Origin of the sequence: Aureibaculum algae (assembly GCF_006065315.1) — a bacterium.
GTDB classification, from domain to species: Bacteria; Bacteroidota; Bacteroidia; order Flavobacteriales; family Flavobacteriaceae; genus Aureibaculum; species Aureibaculum algae.
In genome coordinates this window covers 5,096,022-5,119,942 of record NZ_CP040749.1, presented here as the reverse complement: position 1 = coordinate 5,119,942, position 23,921 = coordinate 5,096,022, and the positions used below count along the sequence as shown (strand labels likewise).

At 29.8% G+C, this 23,921-nt stretch carries 23 protein-coding genes; 16 read left to right on the top strand and 7 right to left on the bottom strand.

The window, feature by feature from the left end; translation table 11 throughout:
- Positions 1-37: 37 nt before the first annotated feature.
- Positions 38-1,339, bottom strand: a complete 1,302-nt coding sequence (locus tag FF125_RS21645) for an NHL domain-containing protein (RefSeq protein WP_138952280.1) — start codon at positions 1,337-1,339, stop codon at positions 38-40.
- 690 nt (positions 1,340-2,029) lie between these two features.
- Here FF125_RS21645 and rpiB point away from each other — a divergent pair.
- The 4 genes from rpiB (at position 2,030) to recA (ending at position 4,870) form a co-directional block, all read left to right on the top strand.
- Positions 2,030-2,461, top strand: a complete 432-nt coding sequence (gene rpiB / locus FF125_RS21640; protein WP_138952278.1) for a ribose 5-phosphate isomerase B — start codon at positions 2,030-2,032, stop codon at positions 2,459-2,461.
- A 1-nt stretch (position 2,462) separates the two neighbouring features.
- A complete protein-coding gene (locus tag FF125_RS21635; protein WP_138952276.1) occupies positions 2,463-2,915 on the top strand; it encodes a GNAT family N-acetyltransferase in 453 nt (150 codons plus the stop codon).
- Complete coding sequence (locus tag FF125_RS21630) at positions 2,902-3,486, top strand: NUDIX domain-containing protein (RefSeq protein ID WP_138952274.1); 585 nt, start codon at positions 2,902-2,904, stop codon at positions 3,484-3,486. Before FF125_RS21635 ends, FF125_RS21630 begins: the two co-directional genes overlap by 14 nt.
- 376 nt (positions 3,487-3,862) lie before the next feature.
- Positions 3,863-4,870: a recombinase RecA gene (recA, locus tag FF125_RS21625; RefSeq protein WP_117880140.1), complete on the top strand. Its 1,008-nt coding sequence runs from the start codon at positions 3,863-3,865 to the stop codon at positions 4,868-4,870.
- Positions 4,871-4,935: 65 nt separating this feature from the next.
- On the opposite strand, the gene FF125_RS21620 is transcribed toward recA, so the two are convergent.
- Positions 4,936-5,679, bottom strand: coding sequence for a uroporphyrinogen-III synthase (locus FF125_RS21620; RefSeq protein WP_138952272.1), 744 nt, complete (start codon positions 5,677-5,679; stop codon positions 4,936-4,938).
- 121 nt (positions 5,680-5,800) lie between these two features.
- Positions 5,801-6,457: a DUF4271 domain-containing protein gene (locus FF125_RS21615; protein WP_138952270.1), complete on the bottom strand. Its 657-nt coding sequence runs from the start codon at positions 6,455-6,457 to the stop codon at positions 5,801-5,803.
- Between the two features lie 76 nt (positions 6,458-6,533).
- Between FF125_RS21615 and FF125_RS21610 the strand changes: the two genes are divergently transcribed.
- The 3 genes from FF125_RS21610 (at position 6,534) to FF125_RS21600 (ending at position 9,156) form a co-directional block, all read left to right on the top strand.
- On the top strand, positions 6,534-7,253 hold the full coding sequence (locus tag FF125_RS21610; protein ID WP_138952269.1) for a polyprenol monophosphomannose synthase: 720 nt from the start codon (positions 6,534-6,536) through the stop codon (positions 7,251-7,253).
- Between the two features lie 73 nt (positions 7,254-7,326).
- Entirely contained in the window at positions 7,327-8,670 is a 1,344-nt protein-coding gene (locus FF125_RS21605; RefSeq protein ID WP_138952267.1) for a dihydroorotase, read from the top strand.
- Positions 8,671-8,772: 102 nt separating this feature from the next.
- Complete coding sequence (locus tag FF125_RS21600; protein WP_138952265.1) at positions 8,773-9,156, top strand: DUF4296 domain-containing protein; 384 nt, start codon at positions 8,773-8,775, stop codon at positions 9,154-9,156.
- Between the two features lie 16 nt (positions 9,157-9,172).
- Here the strand turns inward: FF125_RS21600 and FF125_RS21595 are convergent, their stop codons facing one another.
- Positions 9,173-10,186: an NAD-dependent epimerase/dehydratase family protein gene (locus tag FF125_RS21595; RefSeq protein WP_138952263.1), complete on the bottom strand. Its 1,014-nt coding sequence runs from the start codon at positions 10,184-10,186 to the stop codon at positions 9,173-9,175.
- A 200-nt stretch (positions 10,187-10,386) separates the two neighbouring features.
- Between FF125_RS21595 and tyrS the strand changes: the two genes are divergently transcribed.
- On the top strand, positions 10,387-11,682 hold the full coding sequence (tyrS, locus tag FF125_RS21590; RefSeq protein WP_138952261.1) for a tyrosine--tRNA ligase: 1,296 nt from the start codon (positions 10,387-10,389) through the stop codon (positions 11,680-11,682).
- 61 nt (positions 11,683-11,743) lie between these two features.
- Here tyrS and FF125_RS21585 read toward each other — a convergent pair whose 3' ends face one another.
- Positions 11,744-13,045, bottom strand: a complete 1,302-nt coding sequence (locus FF125_RS21585; protein ID WP_138952259.1) for an erythromycin esterase family protein — start codon at positions 13,043-13,045, stop codon at positions 11,744-11,746.
- 311 nt (positions 13,046-13,356) lie between these two features.
- Positions 13,357-14,310 (bottom strand): alpha/beta hydrolase, encoded by a 954-nt coding sequence (locus FF125_RS21580; RefSeq protein WP_138952257.1) that lies wholly within the window; start codon positions 14,308-14,310, stop codon positions 13,357-13,359.
- A 268-nt stretch (positions 14,311-14,578) separates the two neighbouring features.
- Here FF125_RS21580 and FF125_RS21575 point away from each other — a divergent pair, with 268 nt between their 5' ends.
- The 6 genes from FF125_RS21575 to FF125_RS21550 all read left to right on the top strand — a co-directional run bounded on the left by FF125_RS21575 (position 14,579) and on the right by FF125_RS21550 (position 21,025).
- Positions 14,579-15,169: a TetR/AcrR family transcriptional regulator gene (locus FF125_RS21575; protein WP_138952255.1), complete on the top strand. Its 591-nt coding sequence runs from the start codon at positions 14,579-14,581 to the stop codon at positions 15,167-15,169.
- Between the two features lie 61 nt (positions 15,170-15,230).
- Positions 15,231-16,550, top strand: a complete 1,320-nt coding sequence (locus FF125_RS21570; protein WP_175418982.1) for a TolC family protein — start codon at positions 15,231-15,233, stop codon at positions 16,548-16,550.
- Position 16,551: 1 nt separating this feature from the next.
- Positions 16,552-17,544, top strand: coding sequence for an HlyD family secretion protein (locus FF125_RS21565; RefSeq protein ID WP_175418981.1), 993 nt, complete (start codon positions 16,552-16,554; stop codon positions 17,542-17,544).
- A gap of 1 nt (position 17,545) precedes the next feature.
- Positions 17,546-18,715 (top strand): ABC transporter permease, encoded by a 1,170-nt coding sequence (locus FF125_RS21560; protein WP_138952249.1) that lies wholly within the window; start codon positions 17,546-17,548, stop codon positions 18,713-18,715.
- Between the two features lies 1 nt (position 18,716).
- Positions 18,717-19,931, top strand: coding sequence for an ABC transporter permease (locus FF125_RS21555; RefSeq protein ID WP_138952247.1), 1,215 nt, complete (start codon positions 18,717-18,719; stop codon positions 19,929-19,931).
- Between the two features lie 443 nt (positions 19,932-20,374).
- Positions 20,375-21,025 carry a TetR/AcrR family transcriptional regulator gene (locus FF125_RS21550; protein ID WP_138952245.1) on the top strand — a complete coding sequence of 217 codons (651 nt, stop codon included), beginning with the start codon at positions 20,375-20,377 and terminating at the stop codon, positions 21,023-21,025.
- A gap of 132 nt (positions 21,026-21,157) precedes the next feature.
- On the opposite strand, the gene FF125_RS21545 is transcribed toward FF125_RS21550, so the two are convergent.
- Positions 21,158-22,132: a LuxE/PaaK family acyltransferase gene (locus tag FF125_RS21545; RefSeq protein WP_138952244.1), complete on the bottom strand. Its 975-nt coding sequence runs from the start codon at positions 22,130-22,132 to the stop codon at positions 21,158-21,160.
- Positions 22,133-22,199: 67 nt separating this feature from the next.
- Here FF125_RS21545 and FF125_RS21540 point away from each other — a divergent pair, with 67 nt between their 5' ends.
- Entirely contained in the window at positions 22,200-23,420 is a 1,221-nt protein-coding gene (locus tag FF125_RS21540; protein WP_138952242.1) for a serpin family protein, read from the top strand.
- 67 nt (positions 23,421-23,487) lie between these two features.
- Positions 23,488-23,901 (top strand): hypothetical protein, encoded by a 414-nt coding sequence (locus tag FF125_RS21535; protein ID WP_138952240.1) that lies wholly within the window; start codon positions 23,488-23,490, stop codon positions 23,899-23,901.
- Positions 23,902-23,921 lie beyond the last annotated feature (20 nt).

Below are 23,921 nucleotides of genomic sequence, written 5' to 3'. Positions count from 1 at the left end.
TAGTCATCGAGGCTTTTAATTAAATAATTGTTATTTTTTATTCTAATACAACCTTTTGTTCTGTTGAACCTTCAGAAGTTGCAATTCTAAGTACATAAATACCTCTTGGTAATTTGGCAACATTTAAAGACTTGTCTTTTAATTGCACTTTTACCTGACTACCATTAGAATCAAACATTAAAACATATTTTAATTCAACGTTATCTTTTATATCGATAGTTATTTTATCTGTACTTGGATTAGGATATACTTTAATACTTGCTTCTAATGAAACTTCATCAGTATCTGCAGAAGCTAAACCTGATATTTTTCTAATTCTATTATTACCTCTATCTACAACAAATAATTCACCAGTTTTATTAAAAGCTAAACCAGTAGGGTTAGATAGTTTTGCATCTTTTGCCAATTCACCATCTCCTGAAAATCCAGATTCACCATTACCAGCCACAGTTGTAATTTTACCAGTAGAAAGAGCTATTTTTCTTACCATATTGTTACCTCTATCAACAACGAATAAATCTCCATTATTATTAATAGCTAAACCTAATGGATTTGCTAATTGTGCTTTAGTTGCATCTACATTTTCTCCTACAAATCCCGTTTCTCCAGTTCCAGCTATAGTTGTAATAATACCTGTTGATAAATTTATTTTTCTAATACGTTCATTTCCACTATCAGAAATAAAAAGATTTCCTTTACCATCTAAAGCTAGACCTGTTGGATTTGCTAATTTAGCAGCAGACGCTTGTCCTCCATCTCCCGAAAAACCAACTTCACCGGTACCTGCAATAATAGTTACCTTACCCGTTGTAAAATCAACTTTTTTAACATTACTATCACCGTTTACAGAAACATAAAGATTACCATGCTTGTCAAAAACAACATTAAAAGGACCTCCTAAATATTCATTAATATTTGGAAATTCTGTTTCTGATTTTTTTCCAACTAACGTAATAGAACTACCCGTATCTAAATTTACCTTTCTAATACGTAAATTAGCTAAATCAGCAACATATAAGTTATTGTAATTATCAAATGTTAATCCCGTTGGGGTTTTTAATTCGCTTACTTGTTTTTTATCAGCTGTACCAACCACTGTAGTAATGATACCTGATTCCTTATCAATTCTTCTAATACTATTATTGTAAGTATCTGCAATATAAATATTGTCAGACTTGTCAAAAGTTAAATTAAATGGTAAATTTAATTTTGCTGTAGTAGCTAAACCACCATCTCCAGAAAATCCCGAAGATCCAGTACCTGCTACTGTGGTAATTGTTTGACTTTGTGCAGTATACACAAGGCATAAAAATAATAAAATAATGTAATTTTTTTTCATAACATAGGGGGTTTAATTTTTCTTAGTTCATAGTTAAGGTCGCTAATTTACAATATTTTAGATAAAAAGTGAAAAAAAGTAAAAAAACTACTTAGTAGCACTTATAGTAAGATATTAAGTTACGACATAATTTTACCTACTTGTATTTACCAAACTTTAATTTTTACTTATTAACATATATTATATTATATTTTTTTTATTTTAAAATTTTAGAAAAGAAATGATTGTTATTATATGTTGTTAATAGTTACAATAAATAATGCAATTTTTATTTTGATATTAAGTTGTTAAATATTGTTTAACATTTTATGAGCTATAATTTATTAGTTAAACTAACTATAAATCAAAGAAATAATCAATTCTAAACACAGCTTGTTAACAACTGTTGTTAACTAATTTATTGTAAAGAATAATTAAAATTTTAGTTGAAAACCTTGTTTTTATATGTTAATAAATTCATCTCAAATTATGATAACTAAATTAGGTTTGTATTCGTAAGATTTCTCTTAAACTTTTAATTAAGAATACAAATTATTATTATAAGATTTAGTTGATATTTGATTAACAATTGTAGAATTGTTTAAAGGTCTAATTCTTAAATTATTGCCAAAAGCTATTAACAATTTAAAATTTTAATGTTCATAAAGTTAAATAGTGGTAAATTTGAATTTTAAACTAAAAGATATAAAAATGAAGATTGCAATAGGTAATGACCACGCGGGTACTGATTACAAAAAGGCTATAGTAAAGCACTTAGAGGAAAACGGACATACGGTCATAAATTTTGGAACTGATACTGATGATAGTGTTGATTATCCAGATTTTGTTCATCCAGTAGCTAATGCTGTAGAAAATAAAGAGGTTGATTTTGGTATTACCATTTGTGGAAGTGGTAATGGTGCACAAATTGCGGCCAATAAACATCAGGGAATTAGAGCAGCTTTATGTTGGAATAATGAATTGGTTGCGTTAGCAAGACAACATAATGATGCAAATATATTAAGTATTCCTGCCCGATTTGTATCAGTACATCAAGCAATTAATTTTGTTGATATATTTTTAAATATGGATTTTGAAGGTGGGCGTCATCAAACCAGAGTTGATAAAATAGCGTGTTCATAAAATGAAATGGTTTTTAAAAACATTTGATCAATTATCTTTAAATGAATTTTATTCCATTTTAAAACTTCGAATAGATATTTTTGTTGTAGAACAAAATTGCCCCTATCCAGAATTAGATAATAAAGATCAATTAGCTCATCATCTTTTTTGTATAAATAATAATGAAGTCATAGCATATACAAGAATTTTTAAACCTGGTGATTATTATGTACAATCTGCATTTGGTAGAGTAGTAGTGCATGAAAATTTTAGAAAACAAGAACTAGGTAAGAAGCTTATAGAGCAAACTATAAATGAAACCTATAAACTATATGGAAAAACTCCTATAAAAATAGGAGGTCAAGTTTACCTTAAAAAATTTTATGAATCTTTTGGTTTTCAACAAAAAGGAGAAGGGTATTTAGAAGATGGTATTCCACATATATATATGATATTAGACAATGAACAATCCTAAAGTAAAAATAAAAAAGATTACTAATTTATCAAATGATTGGTACACCTTAGATAAAGTAAATTTTGATTATCAGTTAAAAGATGGTACATGGCAAAACCAAAATAGAGAGAGTTATGATCGAGGTGATGGAGCTTGTATTTTATTATTTAATAGTAAAAAAGGTACCGTTATATTAACTAAACAATTTAGAATGCCTAGTTACTTAAATGGTAATGATGATGGTATGTCAATAGAGGTTTGTGCAGGTTTATTAGACGAAGATGATCCTATTACTTGTATAAAAAAAGAGGCCGAAGAAGAAACGGGTTATCTCTTAGATAAAGTTAAAAAAGTATTTGTTATATATTCAACCCCTGGTGCAGTTACTGAAAAAATATATTACTTTGTAGGAGAATATAATGAGGATATGAAAGTAAATGACGGCGGAGGATTAGCATCAGAAACTGAAGAAATTGAAGTATTAGAAATGCCTTTTAAAAATGCCTTAGAAATGATTAAAACTGGTGAAATAAATGATGCAAAAACGGTTATTTTACTTCAACATGCTGCAATTGAAAAATTGCTAGATTAAAAATAGTTTACGCTCAGTTTATAGGTTTATTTAAAATGGCAAAGCTGGTTTCTATACCCTCTTAAAAATTACCAAGTTGAAAGTTTTTATTTGGACCGTGAATATGATAAGGATTAATAATTGAAATATTCTTCATATCAATAACATCAATAAATATTATTTAAAGGCCTTTGTTATTAGTTTATTGTATGTTATTTCTCAAAATAATAGTTACCAAAGAGTAACAAAACAAAAAGAAAATTATTTTAATATATCATTATAATAAAAAGTATACTATTAATAGTAATTATAAACATTACTTTTTTATGGTATAAAATTTAAAGTTCTTTTTCGTATTTTAGCGACTATTATTTTAAATATACTTTTAAGCAGAATTATGGCAGAAGACAAAGAAAAAGCAGCAAAACTAAAGGCTTTACAATTAACTTTAGATAAATTAGATAAGACATACGGAAAAGGTTCAGTAATGCGTTTAGGAGACGATGTTGCGGAAGATATTGAAGCAATTCCATCTGGTTCTTTAGGATTAGATATAGCTTTAGGTGTTGGTGGTTATCCAAGAGGTAGAGTAATAGAAATTTATGGACCAGAATCTTCAGGTAAAACAACATTAACCTTACATGCAATAGCAGAAGCTCAGAAAGCTGGAGGAATTGCGGCATTTATTGATGCAGAACACGCTTTTGATAGATATTATGCACAGAATTTAGGTATTGATATTGATAATTTAATTATCTCACAACCAGATCATGGAGAACAAGCTTTAGAAATAGCTGATAATTTAATTAGATCAGGAGCTATTGATATTGTGGTAATTGATTCAGTTGCTGCACTTACACCAAAAAGTGAAATTGAAGGTGAAATGGGTGATTCTAAAATGGGTTTACATGCTCGTTTAATGTCTCAGGCTTTGCGTAAACTTACTGGAACTATAAGTAAAACAAAATGTACTGTAATATTTATTAACCAATTGCGTGAAAAAATTGGTGTAATGTTCGGTAACCCGGAAACTACTACTGGTGGTAATGCCTTAAAATTTTATGCATCTGTTCGTTTAGATATTAGACGTAGAACACAAATTAAAGATGGTGATAGAGTTATAGGTAATAGTACTAAGGTAAAAGTGGTTAAAAACAAAGTAGCACCGCCTTTCCGAATGGCTGAATTTGATATTATGTATGGTGAAGGTATTTCTAAAGTTGGTGAAATACTAGATATTGGCGTAGAATTAGGTATTATTAAGAAAAGTGGTTCTTGGTTTAGTTATGGTGAGACCAAATTAGGACAAGGTAGAGATGCTGTAAAATCTTTAATTAAAGATAATCCTGATTTAGCAGAAGAATTAGAAGGTAAAATTCTAGTAGAGATCAATAAAGAAAAATAGAATTTATTAATCATAAAAAAAGCGGACATTTAATGTCCGCTTTTTTTATGGTTTTAGGTAAATGTTTATTTATTAACATTTTTAATATAATGTTCTAATGCCATTGTCATAGATGGTGTTTCTTTACTTGGAGCAGTAATATCTATACGTAATCCAGCCTCTTCTGCCGCTTTAATAGTAGTATTTCCAAAGACTGCAATCCTAGTATCATTTTGCTTAAAATCTGGAAAATTAAGAAATAATGACTCTATACCTGAAGGACTAAAAAATACTAAAACATCATATAATACATTCTTTAAATCTGATAAATCGCTAGTTACTGTTTTATAAAGTACCGCTTTTTCCCATTTTATATCAAGTTCATTTAGTAACTCTGGAACTAATGGTTTTAATTTATCTGAAGAAGGTAATAAAAAGGATTCTGTTTTGTGTTTTTTAATTTGTTTTAATAAATCTTGAAAAGTACGCTCACCTACATAAATTTTACGTTTTCTATAGACTACATATTTTTGTAAATAATAAGCTACAGCCTCAGATTGACAGAAGTATTTCATGTCATCAGGTACTGTAAAACGCATTTCTTCTGCTATTCTAAAGTAGTTATTAATTGCATTTCTACTGGTAAAAATAACAGCTGTAAAATTAGATAAGTCAATTTTTTGATTTCTTACTTCTCTTGCGTCAACCGATTCAACATGAATAAAAGATCTAAAATCAATTTTTACCTTTTGCTTGTCGGATAAATCGAAGTATGGAGATTGCTTCGTACTTGGGGCGGGTTGAGAAACTAAAATAGTTTTTACTTTCATCTGTATTATATAGTTTTTATTGATCATCCCGAATAGTCGGGAGGCATGCCTTAATTTTTAATTGTCAGCTTAACTGAAAATAGGTTAAGGCGTTAAATAAACACTTTTCTCTTAAATGCCCTTATAGAATAAAATATTTAATCATTATTATAAAAGGAGCTATTTCGAGCGTGCAAAGATACAAAATAAAATAAAACGATTTTCCAAAAACTAAAGATTGATTTGTTTTGACCAATAAAACATAATAATAAAGAAATAATGCAGCTGCGGTAATCAACAGAAAATAGGAATAAATAGTAGAATTTATATAAAAATGAATAGCAATTAATGGGAGCATTATGAGACTATAATTGCTTAAATAGCTTGCTTTCAGGAATGTAAAGTGTTTCTGAATCCTTTCTTTTTCAATTAAAATTCCTAAAAGTAAACCTGCAATAATTCTAATCGCAAAAAACACACATACAACAAAAGCAATTTTAAGATAAAATAAAAAGTCATATGAAGCCATTTCAGGTTCTACTAAATGGACAATAATAAATAATAAGAAAGAAATAATAATTACATAAACGGCTAGAAAAATTATACTAAATGAATTAAATAGTAATGGGTTGGCTTTTGAAAAACTATTTATATACGTATTATTAAATAATAAATTTTTTAGTTTATAATACCTATCATTAGATTTTAATCGATTTAAAATCAGTAAAGTAACAGCAATTAGAAGTACTATTGTAATCCAATCTTTTGATACAACAATACGTTCAGTAGCTTCTAACATGGTTTGAAATTATTAACACAAAATTAGTAATATTTTATTTTACCTTTGCTCTAAATTTGTAGATTAAATAATTACAATGTCAGACACTTTAGTCATTATACCCACATATAACGAAAAAGAAAATATTGAAAACATGGTTAAGACCGTATTTTCATTACAAAAGGCATTTGATATATTGGTAGTAGATGACAATTCTCCAGATGGAACAGGAGCAATTGTAGAACGCTTACAAGCTCAGTTTCCTTCTCGTTTATTTTTAGAAAAAAGAAAAGAAAAAACAGGACTTGGTACAGCATATATTCATGGTTTTAAATGGGCTTTGGCAAAAAAATATGATTACATCATAGAAATGGATGCTGATTTTTCGCATGATCCAGAAGATTTAATTAGATTATACCAAGCTTGTCATGATTACGGTGCAGATGTCTCTATTGGTTCTCGTTATTCTAAAGGTGTAAATGTGGTTAATTGGCCTATGAATAGAGTGTTAATGTCCTATTTTGCGAGTAAATATGTGCAGTTTATTACTAGAATACCAATACATGATACTACTGCAGGTTTTGTTTGTTACAAACGAAATGTGTTGGAAACTATTAAACTTGATAAGATTAAATTTGTGGGATATGCTTTTCAGATCGAAATGAAATTTAAAGCATGGAAACATGGATTTAACATCAAAGAAGTTTCCGTTATCTTTACGGATAGAGCTTTAGGTAAATCTAAAATGGATAGTTCCATAATTGGTGAAGCCATTTTAGGAGTAATTAAAATGAAATTAAAAGGACTTCCAAAATAAAACCATTGATTGGAAAATCGCTTTAATCAGTTTTTGATTAGTAAAAATCAAAGACTCGAATATTAATAATACTATGAACAGAACACTTATAAAAAACGTTAAAATAATCAATGAAGGTGAAATAATCACTGGAGATATTTTGATTGAAGACCAATTGATTGCGGAAGTAGGAACCATTGATAATGTACCAACCAACACACAAATTATTGATGGGCTCGGTAAATATGTTATGCCTGGTGTTATTGATGATCAAGTTCATTTTCGTGAACCTGGTTTAACGCATAAAGCTAATATTGGTACAGAAAGTAAGGCTGCTGTTGCAGGAGGTATTACGTCGTTTATTGAAATGCCAAATACGGTTCCACAAGCTACAACTCAAGCTTTATTGCAAGATAAATTTGATATTGCAGCAAATGCTTCTTATGCCAATTATTCTTTTATGTTTGGTGGTACAAATGATAATTTGGAGGAACTTTTAAAAACAGATCCGCATAAAGTTGCGGCTATAAAATTGTTTTTAGGCTCTTCTACGGGTAATATGTTAGTGGACGATGAAAAAGTACTTGAAAAGATATTTTCATCTACTAAAATGTTAATTGCTGTGCATTGTGAGGATGAAACGACCATTCGTGATAATTTGGCCAGTGCTAAAACAATGTATGGAGATAATATTCCAATGGATTTCCATCCAAAAATAAGAAGTGAAGAGGCGTGTTATATTTCTTCCTCAAAAGCAGTTGCATTAGCTCAAAAAACAGGAGCTAGATTACATGTTTTTCACTTATCGACAGCGAGAGAAACGGTTTTATTTAGAAATGATATTCCTCTAGAAGAAAAGAAAATTACTGCTGAAGTTTGTGTGCATCATCTTTGGTTTGACGATTCTTTTTATAAAGAAAAGGGTACTTTTATAAAATGGAATCCTGCTATTAAAACCAAAGAAGATAAAAAAGGACTATGGAAAGCTCTTTTAACTGATAAAATCGATGTGATTGCAACTGACCATGCACCACATACGTTAGAAGAAAAGTCACAAATTTATACAAAAGCTCCAAGTGGCGGGCCATTAGTACAACATGGGTTACTGGCAATGTTAGAAGCAACACACCATGGTATTCTATCATTAGAAAAGTTGGTAGAAAAAATGTGTCACAATCCCGCAATATTATTTCAAATAGAAAAGAGGGGGTATATTAGAAAAGGTTATTATGCTGATTTAGTTTTGGTAGATTTAGAGTCGCCTCAAACCATAACAAAAGAAGGTCTTTTATATAAATGTGGTTGGTCACCATTTGAAGGAACAACATTTAATTCGGAAATTACTCATACGTTTGTCAATGGAAAATTAGTTTATAATCACGGTAAATTTGATGATGATAATCGAGGAATGCAATTAACTTTCACAAGACCCTCTTAGAAGGGTTTTTGAAAAATAATAATAGTAAATCCTACAATATTTTCTCAACCCAGTAGGAATACTATTCGTATAAATAATTGTAAATTAATATATATAAATCAAGTGAAAAAATTAGTATATCCATTGTTGGCTTTCCTTTTTATAGTTTCTTGTACCAGTAAGACAATCTATAAAAAACCTGATAATTTGATCGAAAGGGATCAAATGATTAAGATTTGGACAGATATTTATATTGCTAGAGGAGCGAGGTCAGTACAAACAATAGATAAAAAAAATAATATTAATTATTTACCATTAGTTTTTGAAAAGTATAAGATAGACAGTATACAATTTAGCGAAAGTAATTTGTACTATACTTCTAAAATAGATGACTATCAAAAAATATTTGAGGACGTTAAAAGACGGTTAGATGAAAATAGGGAAATTTACCAGCCCAAAACTAAAATGGATTCAATTATTAACGAAACTATAGAAGTTGTAAAGTAAGAATAAGTCAATAGTATTATCCATTTTGATCCTTCATATAATTTTTACATACATTTTTAATGGTTTCTTCTAAGGGAATAAACTGATAATCAATAGCTTCTTTTATCTTTTTATTAGAATAATAATAACGATTATGAGATGAATTTGCTGATTGCTTGGTTATCATAGGTGTTTTGCCTGAGAATTTACTGAGCAACCAATTTACACGCCAACCAATACCGCTTATAAGTTTGGTCACTTTAATTGTTGGTCTTTTTTTGTTAAAAGCATCCGCTATTGAGAAGAACAACGTTTTGAAAGACATACTTTCACTAACTAAAATAAAGCGTTGGTTTTTGATAGTACTATTCATCAATTTAATCATGATATTGGTAACATCTTGGACATCAACAAAACCAGTAATACCTTCTGTAAAAAAAGGAAATCCGTTATAACTTTTATCGAATAATTTTCCAGAACCTGTTTTCCAGAATCCAGATCCTAAAATTACGCCAGGGTTAACTATTACAACGTCTACTCCTTCTTGACCAGCCCGCCAAACTTCAATTTCAGAACCATATTTTGTAATTGCATAACCATAATTATTATCAGCAACATTCCATTCGTTTTCCTCGTCAATATTTTTACCGGTTAAGGGTTTTCCCACAGCAGCTACAGAGCTTACAAAACACAGTTTTTCAACTTGATTGGCAACACATAAATTAACAATATTTGCTGTACCATCAATGTTAACTTTTCGCATTTTTCGATAATCAGAGGCACTAAAAGAAATCATCGCCGCACTGTGGTATACTTTGGTAACGCCTTTAAAAGCAAAATCTAAAGCAGGAACGTCGCTAAGATCTACTTCAACCCAAGTTATGGATTTAAAAAGTGACTCATAATTGGATGAGAAATATGAAAATACATTTTTAACAGCTTCTAAATCACTATTTTTTCTATGAATTGCTACAATTTTTTCACCTTGTTGTGCCAATTGAAATAACAAATGAGAACCTACTAAACCTGTACCACCGGTAACTAAAATCATGCCTCTAAAATAACTAATAATCCTTAGTATACTAAATATATTTTCTAAATTGTATTTACTTCATTTAGATGAAAATTTTAATGAGGGGATTGGCCCGATGAGTTGACCATAAGGGTGTTTTGATTCATATAAAACTTAAATTCCATTATTTATTTTACCCTTTTTACTATTAAGCATATCTTTGTCAAAATTTTACTACTATGACTAATAATTTTGTTGAAGAATTACGCTGGAGAGGTCTATTGCATGATGCAATGCCAGGCACTGAAGAACAATTGAATAAAGAAGTAACTTCAGCCTATATCGGATTTGACCCTACTGCAGACTCTTTACATATTGGCGGATTGGTACCTATTATTTTATTGAAACACTTTCAACAATTTGGACATAAACCTATTGCTTTAGTCGGTGGAGCAACGGGTATGATAGGTGATCCTTCAGGAAAATCGAACGAGCGAAACTTATTAGATGAGGCTGCTTTAACCAAAAATGTTAATGGAATTAAAGGTCAACTATCAAAATTTTTGGACTTTTCTTCAGGTGCTGATAATGCAGCAGAATTGGTAAATAATTACGATTGGATGAAAGAATTGTCCTTTTTAGATTTTGCCAGAGATATTGGTAAACATATTACTGTAAACTACATGATGGCAAAAGATTCTGTTAAAAACAGATTGAATGCTGAATCTAATGAAGGAATGAGCTTTACAGAATTTACGTACCAATTAATTCAAGGTTACGATTTTTTACATTTATACAAGGAAAAGAATTGTCTACTTCAAATGGGAGGTTCTGATCAATGGGGAAATATTACTACCGGTACAGAATTAATTCGTCGTAAAGTACAAGGAAAAGCGTATGCTATTACCTGTACATTAATAACGAAAGCTGACGGTACCAAATTCGGTAAATCAGAAGGTGGAAATGTTTGGTTAGACCCAGAAAGAACTTCACCCTATAAATTTTACCAATATTGGTTGAATGCTTCTGATGACGATTCAGAAAAATATATCAAAATATTTACTTTTTTAGATAAAGAAACGATAGAAAAGTTAATAGAAGAGCATAAAGAACAACCTCATTTGCGTTTGTTACAAAAAACCATTGCAAATGAAGTAACCAGAATGGTGCATTCTGAAGAAGCGTTGGAAAATGCCATAAAAGCATCAAATATTTTATTTGGTAAATCTACCTCCGGAGATTTGAAAGGCTTAGATGAAAAAACTTTTTTAGATGTCTTTGAAGGTGTTCCACAAGCAGAAATTTCTAGAACTGATCTTGAAGAAGGAATAGATATTATTACTGCATTAAATGAAAAATCAGGATTTTTGAAATCAAATGGAGAGGCGAGAAGAGCTTTAAAAGAAAACTCTATATCAATCAACAAAGAAAAGGTTAAAGATGATCATACGCTTTCTGTTGAGGATTTAATTGCAGATAAGTTTGTGTTGTTACAACGAGGCAAAAAGAATTACTTTTTGTTACGAGTGGTTTAGGTTTTTTGAGGGATTTTTCAAATGAGCATCAACCAAAGTAATAATTATACAAGGCTTAAGCTTACAATTCATTAAATATATAGTTAGGAACAGATATTTTTTTCACAAATATTAATCCATCATACATTTCGGAATATTTTTGTTTATATAATTGGTTTTTTTTAGGATTATAACCTGGACCACCATTGACTAATTGCATATTTTTTGTATTAAAGAAATCTTTAGCATTACTATTTAACGCTTTGTCCATATCTATAAAATAAATGTCCTCTTTTGCTTGAATAAGAGTTTTTGCATATGTTTTAGAGAATGGTTCTTTTAATTGGTACGTTTTCCATTTAGTTCCTTCATCTTTGTTGAAAGTATAGCCACCTAAAGTTCCTTTACCAAAATCAAATCCTACACTATAATAATTATTTTTATAATGTTCTTTTAGATGTCTTCCTAAATTATAAATGTTTCGCTTACTATAATTTCCAAATCCTCTATAATTAATATGTTCGTTATGAGCCCAAACAAAGGCTTTTCCGTTTTTTGATTTATTTTCTATTATCCACTTAACATTTTCATACATTTTTAAGTCTCTATCTTGACTGTAATTGTTTTGTACATAGAACGTGTATTTTATTAAATAATCAAGTGCTCTAATTACCGAATTGAACTCTGTAATATTATCATCTTTAATTCCATTTTTAGAATTTAGTAAAATACTCTCTATTTTATTTAATTTAGGAACTTGAATGTCTGCCCAATCAGTTGATTTGTTGTATTCAACTTTTTTTTCTGCACATTTATCTGCTACAGTGAGAAGTTCTTTACTAACGGGAATATTATATTTATTAACTAAATCTCGTATTTCTTTATTAATGTTTTTTACGCTTTGAATGTCCATGCCATAAAACCGAATTTGTTTTTCTTTAGTTAAGTCAAGATTATAGTTTCTCATCCATTCTAAGAGATTGACCACTTCTTTACAATACCAAGGTACAATGCTGAAGTTTTTGGCAATTGTTTTTACATCTCCTTTTCCGCCACTTATCCATTCATTAATTCCTGATTCTGAGGGATAGGAGTCCTCAATTATAAAAACTTTGACATCTTGAGATTTTACTAAATATTTGAAAAATTTAGCCTTTAAATCAAAGAATTCTTTTCCGTGATGAGTAGTTTCCCCAAAGCCAAAAATTTTTGCGTCTGCAAATCTTTTTGGAATATTATCATTGAATATTGAAAGTTGTGTGTCAGGGTTTGCGTCTTCAATTGTAATCGCATTCTCATCAATCCAATTGATGACTTTATCATTTTGTGCATTAGCAATAAATATAAAATATAGCATTATAATTACTAAATATTTTTTTTTCATAAAAGAAGTTTTTTTATTTAAAGCAAGGATATAATAATATATTTTTAAAAATGTTAAGAAAGTTTACAATTCAAGTTAAATAAAACACAAAATAATTCATTTCGGATTTCGTAGGTTAGATGGTTTCAATCAAAATGTTTTACACTTAATGATAAAAACCGTTAAAATGTTTAATTATCTAATGATAAGCGAATCTATTCATCAATCCTATTTAAATCAAAATCTTGAAAATCAAAGCTAAAATCAATAGTTGGTGAAATGCCTTCTTTTTATGCTTATGACTTGTCCGTTTTCATCTAAAGTAAACATGGCTAAAAATTACTCCCAATCCATTCAAACATTTTCTCATATGCATCTTCTCTTACCGATTTTTCTGAGAGAAATAGATCATGCATGGCATTTTTAATTTTACATACAGTAACATTTCCTTTGATTTTATGTGCAATTTTTGAGATGTGATTTACATTTAAAACGGCATCACCGTGTTTGAAATTATCAGACCAAAGATGTTCAAAAACTGATTTGTCACTGTGCATTACAAGTATGGGAACATCAATGACAAAATTATTCTTTATACTTTTTTGAGCCTTATGTATGGCTCTTATGAAACTCAGATTTACCGTTGGTATAATTAGAGGTTTCCAAGCCAGTGAGTAGTTCCATTCGCCATGGTGGTCTTTGTGAAGACTTAAACCATATAGCTTTGACAAACCACTTTTTATAGGTTTATCGGGGAAATAGTTGGCGATAATTGACAATATAGGAACTCCTATTTTTCGCTCAATAGTGCTTAAATTAAAATCGTAGAACGGACTATTGCATATTATGCCATGAAACAAGTCGCTTTTTGGATGCCTTTTGGCATAGTCTGATATAATGAGTCCGCCAGTAGAATGTCCCATTAAAATTACGTGAGTATTGTTTTCTGATTGGATAATTTGTAAAGCAATAGCTATTTCTTCATCATATTCACAAAGAGAGCGAACGTTGTTTAGTTTTTGATGTGGTAAATAAGAACGTCCATACTTTCTCAAATCTAATGCATAGAAGTTATAACCTTGTTGATTAAACCTTATGGCCATTTCTTTTTGAAAAAAATAATCGTTAAATCCATGGATATATAAAATAGCTTTAAGTGATGGTTTATCTGTTTTATGGCGTATTAGGGTTGCAACTGCTTTTCCTTCATAATCATCGGACAGGGGCAAGGTTAATTTTTTAAAATTAGCTCCGAGTACATCTGGTATGTAATTTTTATCTTCCATCTCACTTAATTTATGTTTTTCAAATGCCACAAGAATTATCGATAATAAGATAACTATTTAATCTGTAATTAAAGATAATTTTCCTCCCCAAAAATCAAGTTTTATAAACCTGATAAAATATTGATTATCATTAATAAACTGTCCTTCCATTGGTTATCACTAGTAAAATTAATGGGTTTACACAATATATAATAAAAAATTACGATTTATAATAAATGAATGAACATTTATTCATAATTTTGTAGTGTGAATAATTAATCTATTTAATATGGCACGTAAAATTGACGAAGATAAAATAAATCGTATTAAAGAAGCTACAATGGAAACCATTGTTACACATGGTATTGAAGCAACTACGATAGCGATGATAGCCAAAAACGCAAATGTTAGTGGAGGTTATTTATACCGTATATATAGTGGAAAACAAGATTTAATTAATGATTTATACTCGAAGAAAGTTATGTCATTGGTTAATGAATTAGAGTTTTTATTAACACTAAATCCCACAACAATTGAACCTATTATCAATACTTTTATTAGCAATAGAATAGTGTATTCTAAAAACGAAACGATTGCTTCTAAATTCTATTATCAATTATTACACAATGAAAATTTTAATTTATCGGAAGAACTTAAAGTGAAACATTTTGGTTTAATGGAAAACATAAAACGTATAGGAATAACTTCAGGTGAAGTTTCTGATACTATTAGTTTGTTTCAATTGCACTACCATATCTTAATTTATCCGGTTGATTATATCAATTTTAAAAGAAATAAAGCCTTTGGTTTAGAACAATCCAAAGATAGTGATGACTTAAACTATTTGACAGCCAATATTTTAAAGTTTTTAAAAATGTAAATGAAAGGAAATGGAGTCTAATAAAATAAAAATAGTTTCAATCTTAAAAATAGCAACGTGTATGCTATTTTTAATTGGTACTGTGGCAAATGCACAAGAACTCACTTTGAAAAAAGCCCGTGAGTTAATGTTAGAAAAAAATGGAGAAATAAAAGCCTCCAGTTTTGAAGTAAAATCAATGGAAGAAGAACAAAAAGCTACTAAGGGATTGCGGCTTCCTACCGTTAGTCTTTCTGGTACTTATTTGAATTTAGATAAAGATATTTCCGCCAATTTAAACGCAGAACGAGACATGGTCGGTGGTTTATTAAGTATTTCTGAACCCGCAGCTGTTTTAGGCGATTGGAATTTTTCATTATTAGATAGAAACATAGGTTTTGCATCTGCAGACATTTCTATGCCGCTTTATGCTGGTGGAAAAATTAATGCTGCTAATAAAGCCTCTGAAATTAAATTAGATCTTTCGGAAAATAATCATAGGCTGAAGGAAGATGAATTAACTGTTAATTTAATTACTTATTTCAATAAATTAAAACTGGCTAAAGAAGCTGAAATTTTAAGAAAAGAAGTCTATGAAACGGTATTATTGCATAGTAACCATGCCGATAAATTTTTTGAAAATGGAATGATTCCAGAAGTAGAAACTTTGAATGCTAAAGTGGCATTATCTAATGCCAAAAGGGAATTGTTAGCTGCGAAAAAAGATGTTGCATTGGCAACAACGGCACTAAAGAATTTAATTGGTATTGATGACCTTGAGTCAATTTCTACAGTATTTTCAGATCCCTCTATTTTAAAGCCATTAAATGAATTTCAAATTGAAATGTTGAAAGAAAACAAACAACTTAAAACAATTGAAAGAAATTATGAACTAGCTAAAGTTGGCGTTAAGGTAGAGAACAGTGATTATTTTCCAAAAGTTGGTGTTTTTGGAAAATATTTACTTTGGAAAGACAACTTACCTTTAGTAGATACAAAATGGGTTGTAGGTGTTGGTGTAGAATGGGAATTGTTTAATGGCTTACAACGTGAACATAAAATAAAAGCTTCTAAATATAAAGTTTCCCAAATAGAAGCTTTAGACAAACAAGCTCGATTGAATTTAACGACGTACACTGAAAAATTATACAATGAAATTGAAAAGCAATTGGAACAATTTAAAAGTCTTAAAACTGATGAAACCTTTGCTAAAAAATTAAAATTTATGCGAACACGTGCTTTTGAAGAAGGTACAGGAACTTCATTGGAAGTTGTAGACGCAACATTAAAGTTAACTGAAATAAAATTACATAAAATAAAAGCTTTATACCTGTACAATGTGGCTTATGGAGAGCTTATGGTACGTATTGGCGAAACAGAATCGTTCTTAAATGAAAATTAAAATGAAAAATGCAAAATTTATAAAATCACTTTTTAGCATTGTACTTATTGCCATTTTAGTATTAATTGGTATTTGGTTTTTAAATAAACCTAAGTCGATTGTATTACAAGGTAGAATTGAAGCGAAAGAAATTTATCTATCTGCTAAAATACCCACAAGGATTAACACTTTTGAGGTAAAAGAAGGTGCAAGTGTTAAAAAAGGACAGTTACTGGCAACTCTTAAAAGTCCTGAAATCATGGCAAAAGAGCAACAAGCATTGGCTTTAAAAGACGCAGCAAATGCTCAAAAAAATAAAGCTCTAAACGGTGCTCGTAAAGAAGAAATACAAGCCGCAAAAAGTATCTACGGAAAAGCAACTGCAGCAGCTAATGTGATGAAAAAAACATTTGAAAGAATGGAGAACCTGTTTAAAGATGGTGTTATTTCTGAACAACAACGCGATGAAATTTATGCAAAAAAAGAAGCTGCCATTAAAGATCAAGAAACGGCTTTAAGTGGTTATCAAATGGCCTTAAAAGGTGCAAGAAATGAAGATATTGAAGCCGCTTCTGCATTGGTAAAACAGGCTGACGGTGCTTTGATAGAATTAGAAAGCTACAAAAACGAACGCAATATCATTGCTCCTATTGATGCTGAGGTCCTCAACTTTTTACCAGAAGAAGGAGAGCTGGTTGGAGCTGGTTATCCTGTAGCTCACTTAATTGATTTAACGAACAGTTATGCTATTGTAAATGTTAAAGAAACGAGCTTAATGAACTTTAAGAAAGAATCAGAGTTTGAAGCTACTATTCCTGCGTTAAACAACAAAAAAGTAAAATTTAAAATATACTATGTGGCTCCTTTGGGCGACTATGCCACATGGAATGCAACAAAGGCTACTGGTGATTTTGATGTTAGAACATTTGAAATAAAAGCTTCTCCAGTTTCTGAAGAGATAGAATTACGTCCTGGAATGAGCATTTTAATCGATTATTCTCAATTTAAGGGATAAAATGAAACCATCAGTACAAATAGCGAAGCGAGAAATAGCACAATTATTTAGTTCAAAAACTACATTCATTTTTGCTGTAATACTTCCTTTTGTCTCTATTTTATTCTTTAATACACTTTTAAGTGATGGTGTTGCACGAAATTTACCTATTGCAATTATAGATTTAGACCATTCATCAATTTCAAGAAATGTAATTTCCCAATTAGAATCTTCTCCAGAATTGGAAGTAAGCTATTTCCCTTTAAATGAGCAAAAAGGTGAAGAACTTATTAGGCTAGGGAAAGTATATGGACTTATAACCATCCCACAAGATTTTGAAGTAAACTTAAAAAAAGGTAAACAAGTAAATATCATAAACCAATACAATAGTGATTTAATTTTAGCCGGAGGGTTGGAATACAAAGCTTTTAGAAAAGTAATAGGAACTATTTCAGCTGGAATTAACATTGAAAAACAACGTAAACAAGGAATTTCTACCCAACAAGCCATTGTTAATTTTCAACCGTTAACAACTAATAATCATGTGTTATCGAATCCTTTCACCAATTATTCTTATTATCTAAATACCGGGTTTTTGGCTATGTTTTTTCAATTATTTGTCATTCTTACCACTACGTACTGTTTTGGGACTGATTTAAAATATAACAAAGGAAATAAATTGTTAAGCATTGCAAATGGAAATCTTTGGTCAATTATTGTAGGAAAAGTGTTACCCTATACGTTGTGGTTTATGTTGGTAGGTGTAATTATGCTAATCAGTATGTACGTATGGCAAGATTTTCCTTTTCATGGAAGTAAAATAGGTGTGTTGGTTGGTCTTCTTTTATTAATTATTGCCAATCAATCTTTTGCATTATTAATCATTGCGTTAACCAATAGTTTTAGGGAAGCATTAACAATAGCCTCAGGTTTTGCAGCAGTTAGTTTATCCTTTTCAGGAATCACATTTCCAATTTTTGGAATGCCAAAATTTATGCAATGGTTAAGCCAAATTTTTCCATTTACTCATTTTTTCGAATTGTTATTAGACCAATCTCAACGAGGTTTTCCAATGTTTTATTCGTTAAAATCTATAGTCATATTGGTTGTGTTATGTATTGTACCGCTTACATTAGGTTGGTTTAAATTAAAAGGGCTATTTATTAAAGGAAAATTTAAGCATCATATTTAAAATGAAGGTATCTTTTAAAACATATTATAAAGCGAAAACTTCTTTTTGGAATACCATTGTCACGGAATGGAGTGCTATTAAATCAGATAAAGCAGTTATAAGCACTTTTGTATTAATGACTGTTGTTATTTTGATTGCTTACACATATATATATTCTAATCAAGTAGTTAAAGAGGTTCCTGTTGCTGTCATCAATCAAGATGGATCTAAAATGAGTAGAGATTACATCAATATGTTGGATGCTACAGAGGGTTTAAAAACCATTGCAAATTACACCGATGTGCAAGCAGCTAAAGTGGCTTACTATTCAAAAGATATCATGGGAATTGTTATTATTCCTAAAAACTTTGAAAAAAACATTCGTAGCGGAAAACAAACGACCATTACTACTTTTTCAGATGCTGCTAATATGATTTTTTACAAAAAAGTTTTGGGAGATGTCACTACAATTAACGGTTACTTTTCGGCGGGTATTGTTATTAAAAAACAAATGGCCTTGGGTAAAACGATTGATGAAGCACAACAAAATTACACACCCATAAAAGCAATTTCTACGAGTTTATTTAATTCTTCCGCAGGTTATGCAAATTATTTAATTCCAATGCTAACCGCTTTACTTGTACAATTAGTGTTGCTCATGGGTATTGGTATTTTAAGTGGTTCTAGACAAGAATACATATCAACACATACAAATTTTCCCAGATTATTACACCCAGGTGGAACCATTCCTATTTTGTTGGCAAAAGCATGTTTATATACAGCTATTTTTATGGTGGTTATTCCTATTCAAGTTGGTATTGTTTATACACTATTTTCAATTCCCGTTAGATCTTCATTACTCACTATTTACTTATTTTTAGTGCCTTATGTGTTTTCTACGGTATTTTTGGGTATCTCCATCAGTTCCTTTTTCAAAAGACGTGAAGAAGCCATTGTCTTTTTGGTACTTATTTCGGTTCCATCGCTAATGTTGAGCGGATTATCGTTTCCTGTTGAAGGGTTTTCTGAGTTTTATAAAGGCTTGGCAAAATTAATTCCTTCAACTCCTGGTATCAATGGCTTTGTACGATTAACACAGATGAAGGCGAGCTTCTTCGAAGTTCTAAACGAATGGAATCATTTATGGATATTAAGCCTAATTTATTTTGTATTGGCTTCCATTTCTTTAAAAAGAAGAGCATTTAAAGAATCTAAAATGTTGAAAGCTCAACATTAAATACCACCATTTAGGTGATACCTTGTTGCATAAATATTTTCATTTATTAGAAATAATTACCGCTAAGAATTAATGAAAATAGTATTTATCATATTGCAAGAATAGGGAACAAAGCTTGATTTAATATGGATAATGTATTTGGATGATATTAGAGGATAATATCAACACAAAGAACTATTGTTTTCCGTACTTAATAACACAACTAGCGAATTTATATTTACCAAATAAACAAACTATATAGTATTAAAAAGATTGCTAGCCTTTGTTTTTAGTGGTTTTTGTTCTAACAATTCTTTTTATCACAAACTGCTTAGTATTTAGCCTTGCAAAAATATTTTGAATAGTAAAGTAGGAGTTTCTAACTTATAATTGTTTCATCAATGTAATAACATCGTACTGTCCCGATACCTCGGGAGCATCAGTATTTTAAATAAGTGGAAAAAATGACTCAAGAAATAAAACGAAGATTGACTAGGCAGAAATTAATTGACAAAGGCTATGAATTAATTAAAATGTATGGGTATCATGCTGTAAGTATAGATACTATTATTAAAGATGTAAGCTTGACCAAAGGAGCATTTTATTATCATTTTGAAAATAAACATCATTTTGTTGAGGCTATAATTCAGGAACGGGTAAGTAAGGAAATTCATAGTGATTTTATTGAGCCTTTATCTGAACGTGGTAATCCTATATTTATACTTTCTGATTTACTACAAGATAGATTAATAAATGATAAATCTTTAAATCAAAATTTAGGGAGTCCATTAGTCAACTTTATTATAGATTTAAGTCATGAAGAAAATGATTATAAATTACAACTGCAATTGAAGGATATAATGAACGAATGGAAAGTTGCTTTGATTAATTTTTTATATAGAGGAGTTGATGATGGCTATTTGGATAGGCATATTAATACAGAACCTGCAGCAGAATTCATTATAAATTCTTTGGAAGGCGTAAGAACTATGAAAAGAATTACAAACGATAAGAGTATTTTTTATAATTATATAGAGCAGTTTAAAAACTACTTAGATACATTAAAGATTTCTGAACAAGACAGTGGTGCAAGACGTTATCAGTTGGTAAGTTAACAGTATAAAATGAAACATATTTTATATAGAAAATTTTAGTCAAATTAAAGGGAGTTAAGAATTTGCAAAAAGGTTTTGACTCCTTTCAATTTAAAAACAATACTGTTTTAGAAACTTAAATTTCAGCATTTCTCAAATTAGCAAATTACAGCCTCTTACATCTGAATGGTCAAAACGACCTAAGATTTCAAAACTACCATTTACATGGTTTTTACCTAAATCTTGCGTAGCAATAAACGAACACGAATTAATATTTGCCAAGTCAATAACATTAAGTCCACCTGTTTTTTCATTAGATAAAAGTTGTAGAGGATCTTCTGTGTCACGTATCAAAATTTTCATCCAAGGTGGTGTATTAAAAATACCATACCCCTTAGAATAGCCCTGGCTTAACAATTCTGTCATTCCATATTCTGAGTGAATTTTATCAACACCGAAACCGTCGATTAATAGGTTGTGCAGTTCATTTCTAATTAACTCTTTACGTCTTCCTTTCATACCTCCTGTTTCCATAATAATGGTGTTTTTGAGATTAAAAGTATAGTTTTCAACTAGATCTAATAAAGCAAAAGAAACTCCAATAAGTAACACTTTTTCCTTTTTATCATCTAATTTAACAAGGGTGTCTTTTAGTATAGATAAATTGTCTAAATAAAATCCACTCTCTGCCTTTTTAGATTTTTTTATCAAATCATTAACCATATATATCAATGAAGATCCTTCTCTTTCTAAATAGGAGGGTAGCAGTGCTAAAACGGTATATTCTTCTATATTACCATAAAAATACTTAAAGGCGTTGAGGTAACTTTGTTCATAGGTAGAAAGATCAGTTACATAATGTTTACTGGTTGCCGTTCCTGTTGTTCCGGAACTGGTAAAAATTTGTTGAACAGCATCTCTAGATGATACTACATGATGCGATTTAAAAAACTGAATGGGTAAAAAAGGAATTTCTTCAATACTTTTTATATCACTGGGATAAACATTTAATAGCGTACAAAAAGAACGATACACTTTATTATTCTTAAATTGATACTTAAAAATAGTCAAAGCCAGTTTGGTAAAATCTTCTTCAGATTGTATTTCGAAAATAGTATTTAGGTTCATAATAAAACGGTAAAATTAAGCAACCTTTCTTTATATTAATCATCTAAGTATAAAATTCAAACTATTAATGATGAAGAAATTCTATTTACTACCGATTCTTTTTCTATCGATTATACTAATATCTTGTGAGTCAGTAACTAATGAACCATTGCCCGAATTTGAATCCATCGCCAAAAGTGGCGAGATTGTAAAGTCAAATAACGAATTTGCTTTTTCGCTTTTTAAAGAAATAGCAAAAGAAGAATCGTCACAAAACTTTATGATTTCACCCGTTAGTGCCTCATTGGCGTTAGGTATGGTTTACAATGGAGCCGAAAATCAAACTAAAGAGGCCTTTAATAGTGTTTTTAATTATGGAAACACATCATTAGAAGAAGTTAATTTAGTCAACCAAAACCTTATAGCTCAGTTATCAGATAATAATTCTGGAGCTATATTTAATATCGCCAATTCATTATGGATTAAAAACAATTTTCCCGTTAAAGATGCATTTATTGATTTGAATAAACAATTTTATGATGCTAAGGTCCAAAATTTGGATTTTAAAGACCCAAATTCTGTAGACATTATTAATAATTGGATTGCTGATAAGACGCAACAGAAAATACCAACTGTTATTGATAATATTTCTCCAAGTCTGGTTTTATTTGCAATCAATGCGTTGTATTTTAGAAGTGACTGGAAATACAAGTTTAATGAAGAAAACACAAATGATCAGCCTTTTTATCCCGAAGAAGGAAATACTAAAAGTGTTGCCATGATGAATATGGAACAAGATTTATCTTTTCTATCGAACAGCCTATTTTCATCGGTTATATTGCCGTACAAAAATGATAAATATAGTATGATGGTATTTTTACCAAATGAAGATAAAAACGTTACAGATATTATTGCAGATATGAATGAAGAAAGTTGGAATAATTGGCTTGGTCAATACAATGAAAATGGAATTTATTTAAGTATGCCAAAATTTACTTTCGCTTATGAAAAATTATTTAATGAAGCACTTGATCATTTAGGATTAGGAATTGCTTTTACCGATAATGCTGATTTTAGCGGAATTAGTGAGATAGCTACGCAAATAGCATTTGTAAAACAAAAAACATTTATAGAAGTAAATGAAATAGGAACAGAAGCAGCTGCTGTAACAACTATCGGAATTGAAACAACCTCTACAGGCTCAAGCACTAGAATGACTTTAAATAAGCCTTTTCTGTTCTTAATAACGGAAAAGAATACCAATGCCATCTGCTTTATAGGAAAAATTGGTATGCCTGTAGTTGAATAAAATAAAATTAACGCAACCTTATTGCAATCGATACATCTTTATTATACAATTAAAAAAAATTAGAATTATGATTAAAAAAGTTTTATTAACCTTTTTGGTTGCTGTTACATTAGTTTCATGTAGTTTAAATGATGATAATGACACAAATCTGGTGCTTAAAACATTGCCAATTAAATCGTATGTTGTTCCAGATGAATTTGAATTAGGAATGTCATATACAATTAAAGTTGAATATGATTTGCCTGATGCATGTCATTCTTTTTATGATTTGTATTATAAACAAGTAGATACAACTAGAGAAATTGCAATTGTATCTATTGTTGATGAAAATGATCAATGCTCAGATGTTCCTGTAACAATGGAATATGAATTTGTGGTAAATGTTGAACAATCAGAAGATTATACTTTTAGGTTTTGGAAAGGTGAAGATAACGACGGTAATGATACTTTTGAAGATGTGGTTGTACCTGTAATTAATTAGCTAATTTGTTAATTAATATA

Bases quoted from the DNA above. Each gene is read 5' to 3' on its own strand.
- FF125_RS21645 (WP_138952280.1), bottom strand. From the start codon at position 1,339: ATGAAAAAAAATTACATTATTTTATTATTTTTATGCCTTGTGTATACT.
- rpiB (WP_138952278.1), top strand. From the start codon at position 2,030: ATGAAGATTGCAATAGGTAATGACCACGCGGGTACTGATTACAAAAAG.
- FF125_RS21635 (WP_138952276.1), top strand. From the start codon at position 2,463: ATGAAATGGTTTTTAAAAACATTTGATCAATTATCTTTAAATGAATTT.
- FF125_RS21630 (WP_138952274.1), top strand. From the start codon at position 2,902: ATGAACAATCCTAAAGTAAAAATAAAAAAGATTACTAATTTATCAAAT.
- recA (WP_117880140.1), top strand. From the start codon at position 3,863: ATGGCAGAAGACAAAGAAAAAGCAGCAAAACTAAAGGCTTTACAATTA.
- FF125_RS21620 (WP_138952272.1), bottom strand. From the start codon at position 5,679: ATGAAAGTAAAAACTATTTTAGTTTCTCAACCCGCCCCAAGTACGAAG.
- FF125_RS21615 (WP_138952270.1), bottom strand. From the start codon at position 6,457: ATGTTAGAAGCTACTGAACGTATTGTTGTATCAAAAGATTGGATTACA.
- FF125_RS21610 (WP_138952269.1), top strand. From the start codon at position 6,534: ATGTCAGACACTTTAGTCATTATACCCACATATAACGAAAAAGAAAAT.
- FF125_RS21605 (WP_138952267.1), top strand. From the start codon at position 7,327: ATGAACAGAACACTTATAAAAAACGTTAAAATAATCAATGAAGGTGAA.
- FF125_RS21595 (WP_138952263.1), bottom strand. From the start codon at position 10,186: ATGATTTTAGTTACCGGTGGTACAGGTTTAGTAGGTTCTCATTTGTTA.
- tyrS (WP_138952261.1), top strand. From the start codon at position 10,387: ATGACTAATAATTTTGTTGAAGAATTACGCTGGAGAGGTCTATTGCAT.
- FF125_RS21585 (WP_138952259.1), bottom strand. From the start codon at position 13,045: ATGAAAAAAAAATATTTAGTAATTATAATGCTATATTTTATATTTATT.
- FF125_RS21580 (WP_138952257.1), bottom strand. From the start codon at position 14,310: ATGGAAGATAAAAATTACATACCAGATGTACTCGGAGCTAATTTTAAA.
- FF125_RS21575 (WP_138952255.1), top strand. From the start codon at position 14,579: ATGGCACGTAAAATTGACGAAGATAAAATAAATCGTATTAAAGAAGCT.
- FF125_RS21570 (WP_175418982.1), top strand. From the start codon at position 15,231: ATGCTATTTTTAATTGGTACTGTGGCAAATGCACAAGAACTCACTTTG.
- FF125_RS21565 (WP_175418981.1), top strand. From the start codon at position 16,552: ATGAAAAATGCAAAATTTATAAAATCACTTTTTAGCATTGTACTTATT.
- FF125_RS21560 (WP_138952249.1), top strand. From the start codon at position 17,546: ATGAAACCATCAGTACAAATAGCGAAGCGAGAAATAGCACAATTATTT.
- FF125_RS21555 (WP_138952247.1), top strand. From the start codon at position 18,717: ATGAAGGTATCTTTTAAAACATATTATAAAGCGAAAACTTCTTTTTGG.
- FF125_RS21550 (WP_138952245.1), top strand. From the start codon at position 20,375: ATGACTCAAGAAATAAAACGAAGATTGACTAGGCAGAAATTAATTGAC.
- FF125_RS21545 (WP_138952244.1), bottom strand. From the start codon at position 22,132: ATGAACCTAAATACTATTTTCGAAATACAATCTGAAGAAGATTTTACC.
- FF125_RS21540 (WP_138952242.1), top strand. From the start codon at position 22,200: ATGATGAAGAAATTCTATTTACTACCGATTCTTTTTCTATCGATTATA.
- FF125_RS21535 (WP_138952240.1), top strand. From the start codon at position 23,488: ATGATTAAAAAAGTTTTATTAACCTTTTTGGTTGCTGTTACATTAGTT.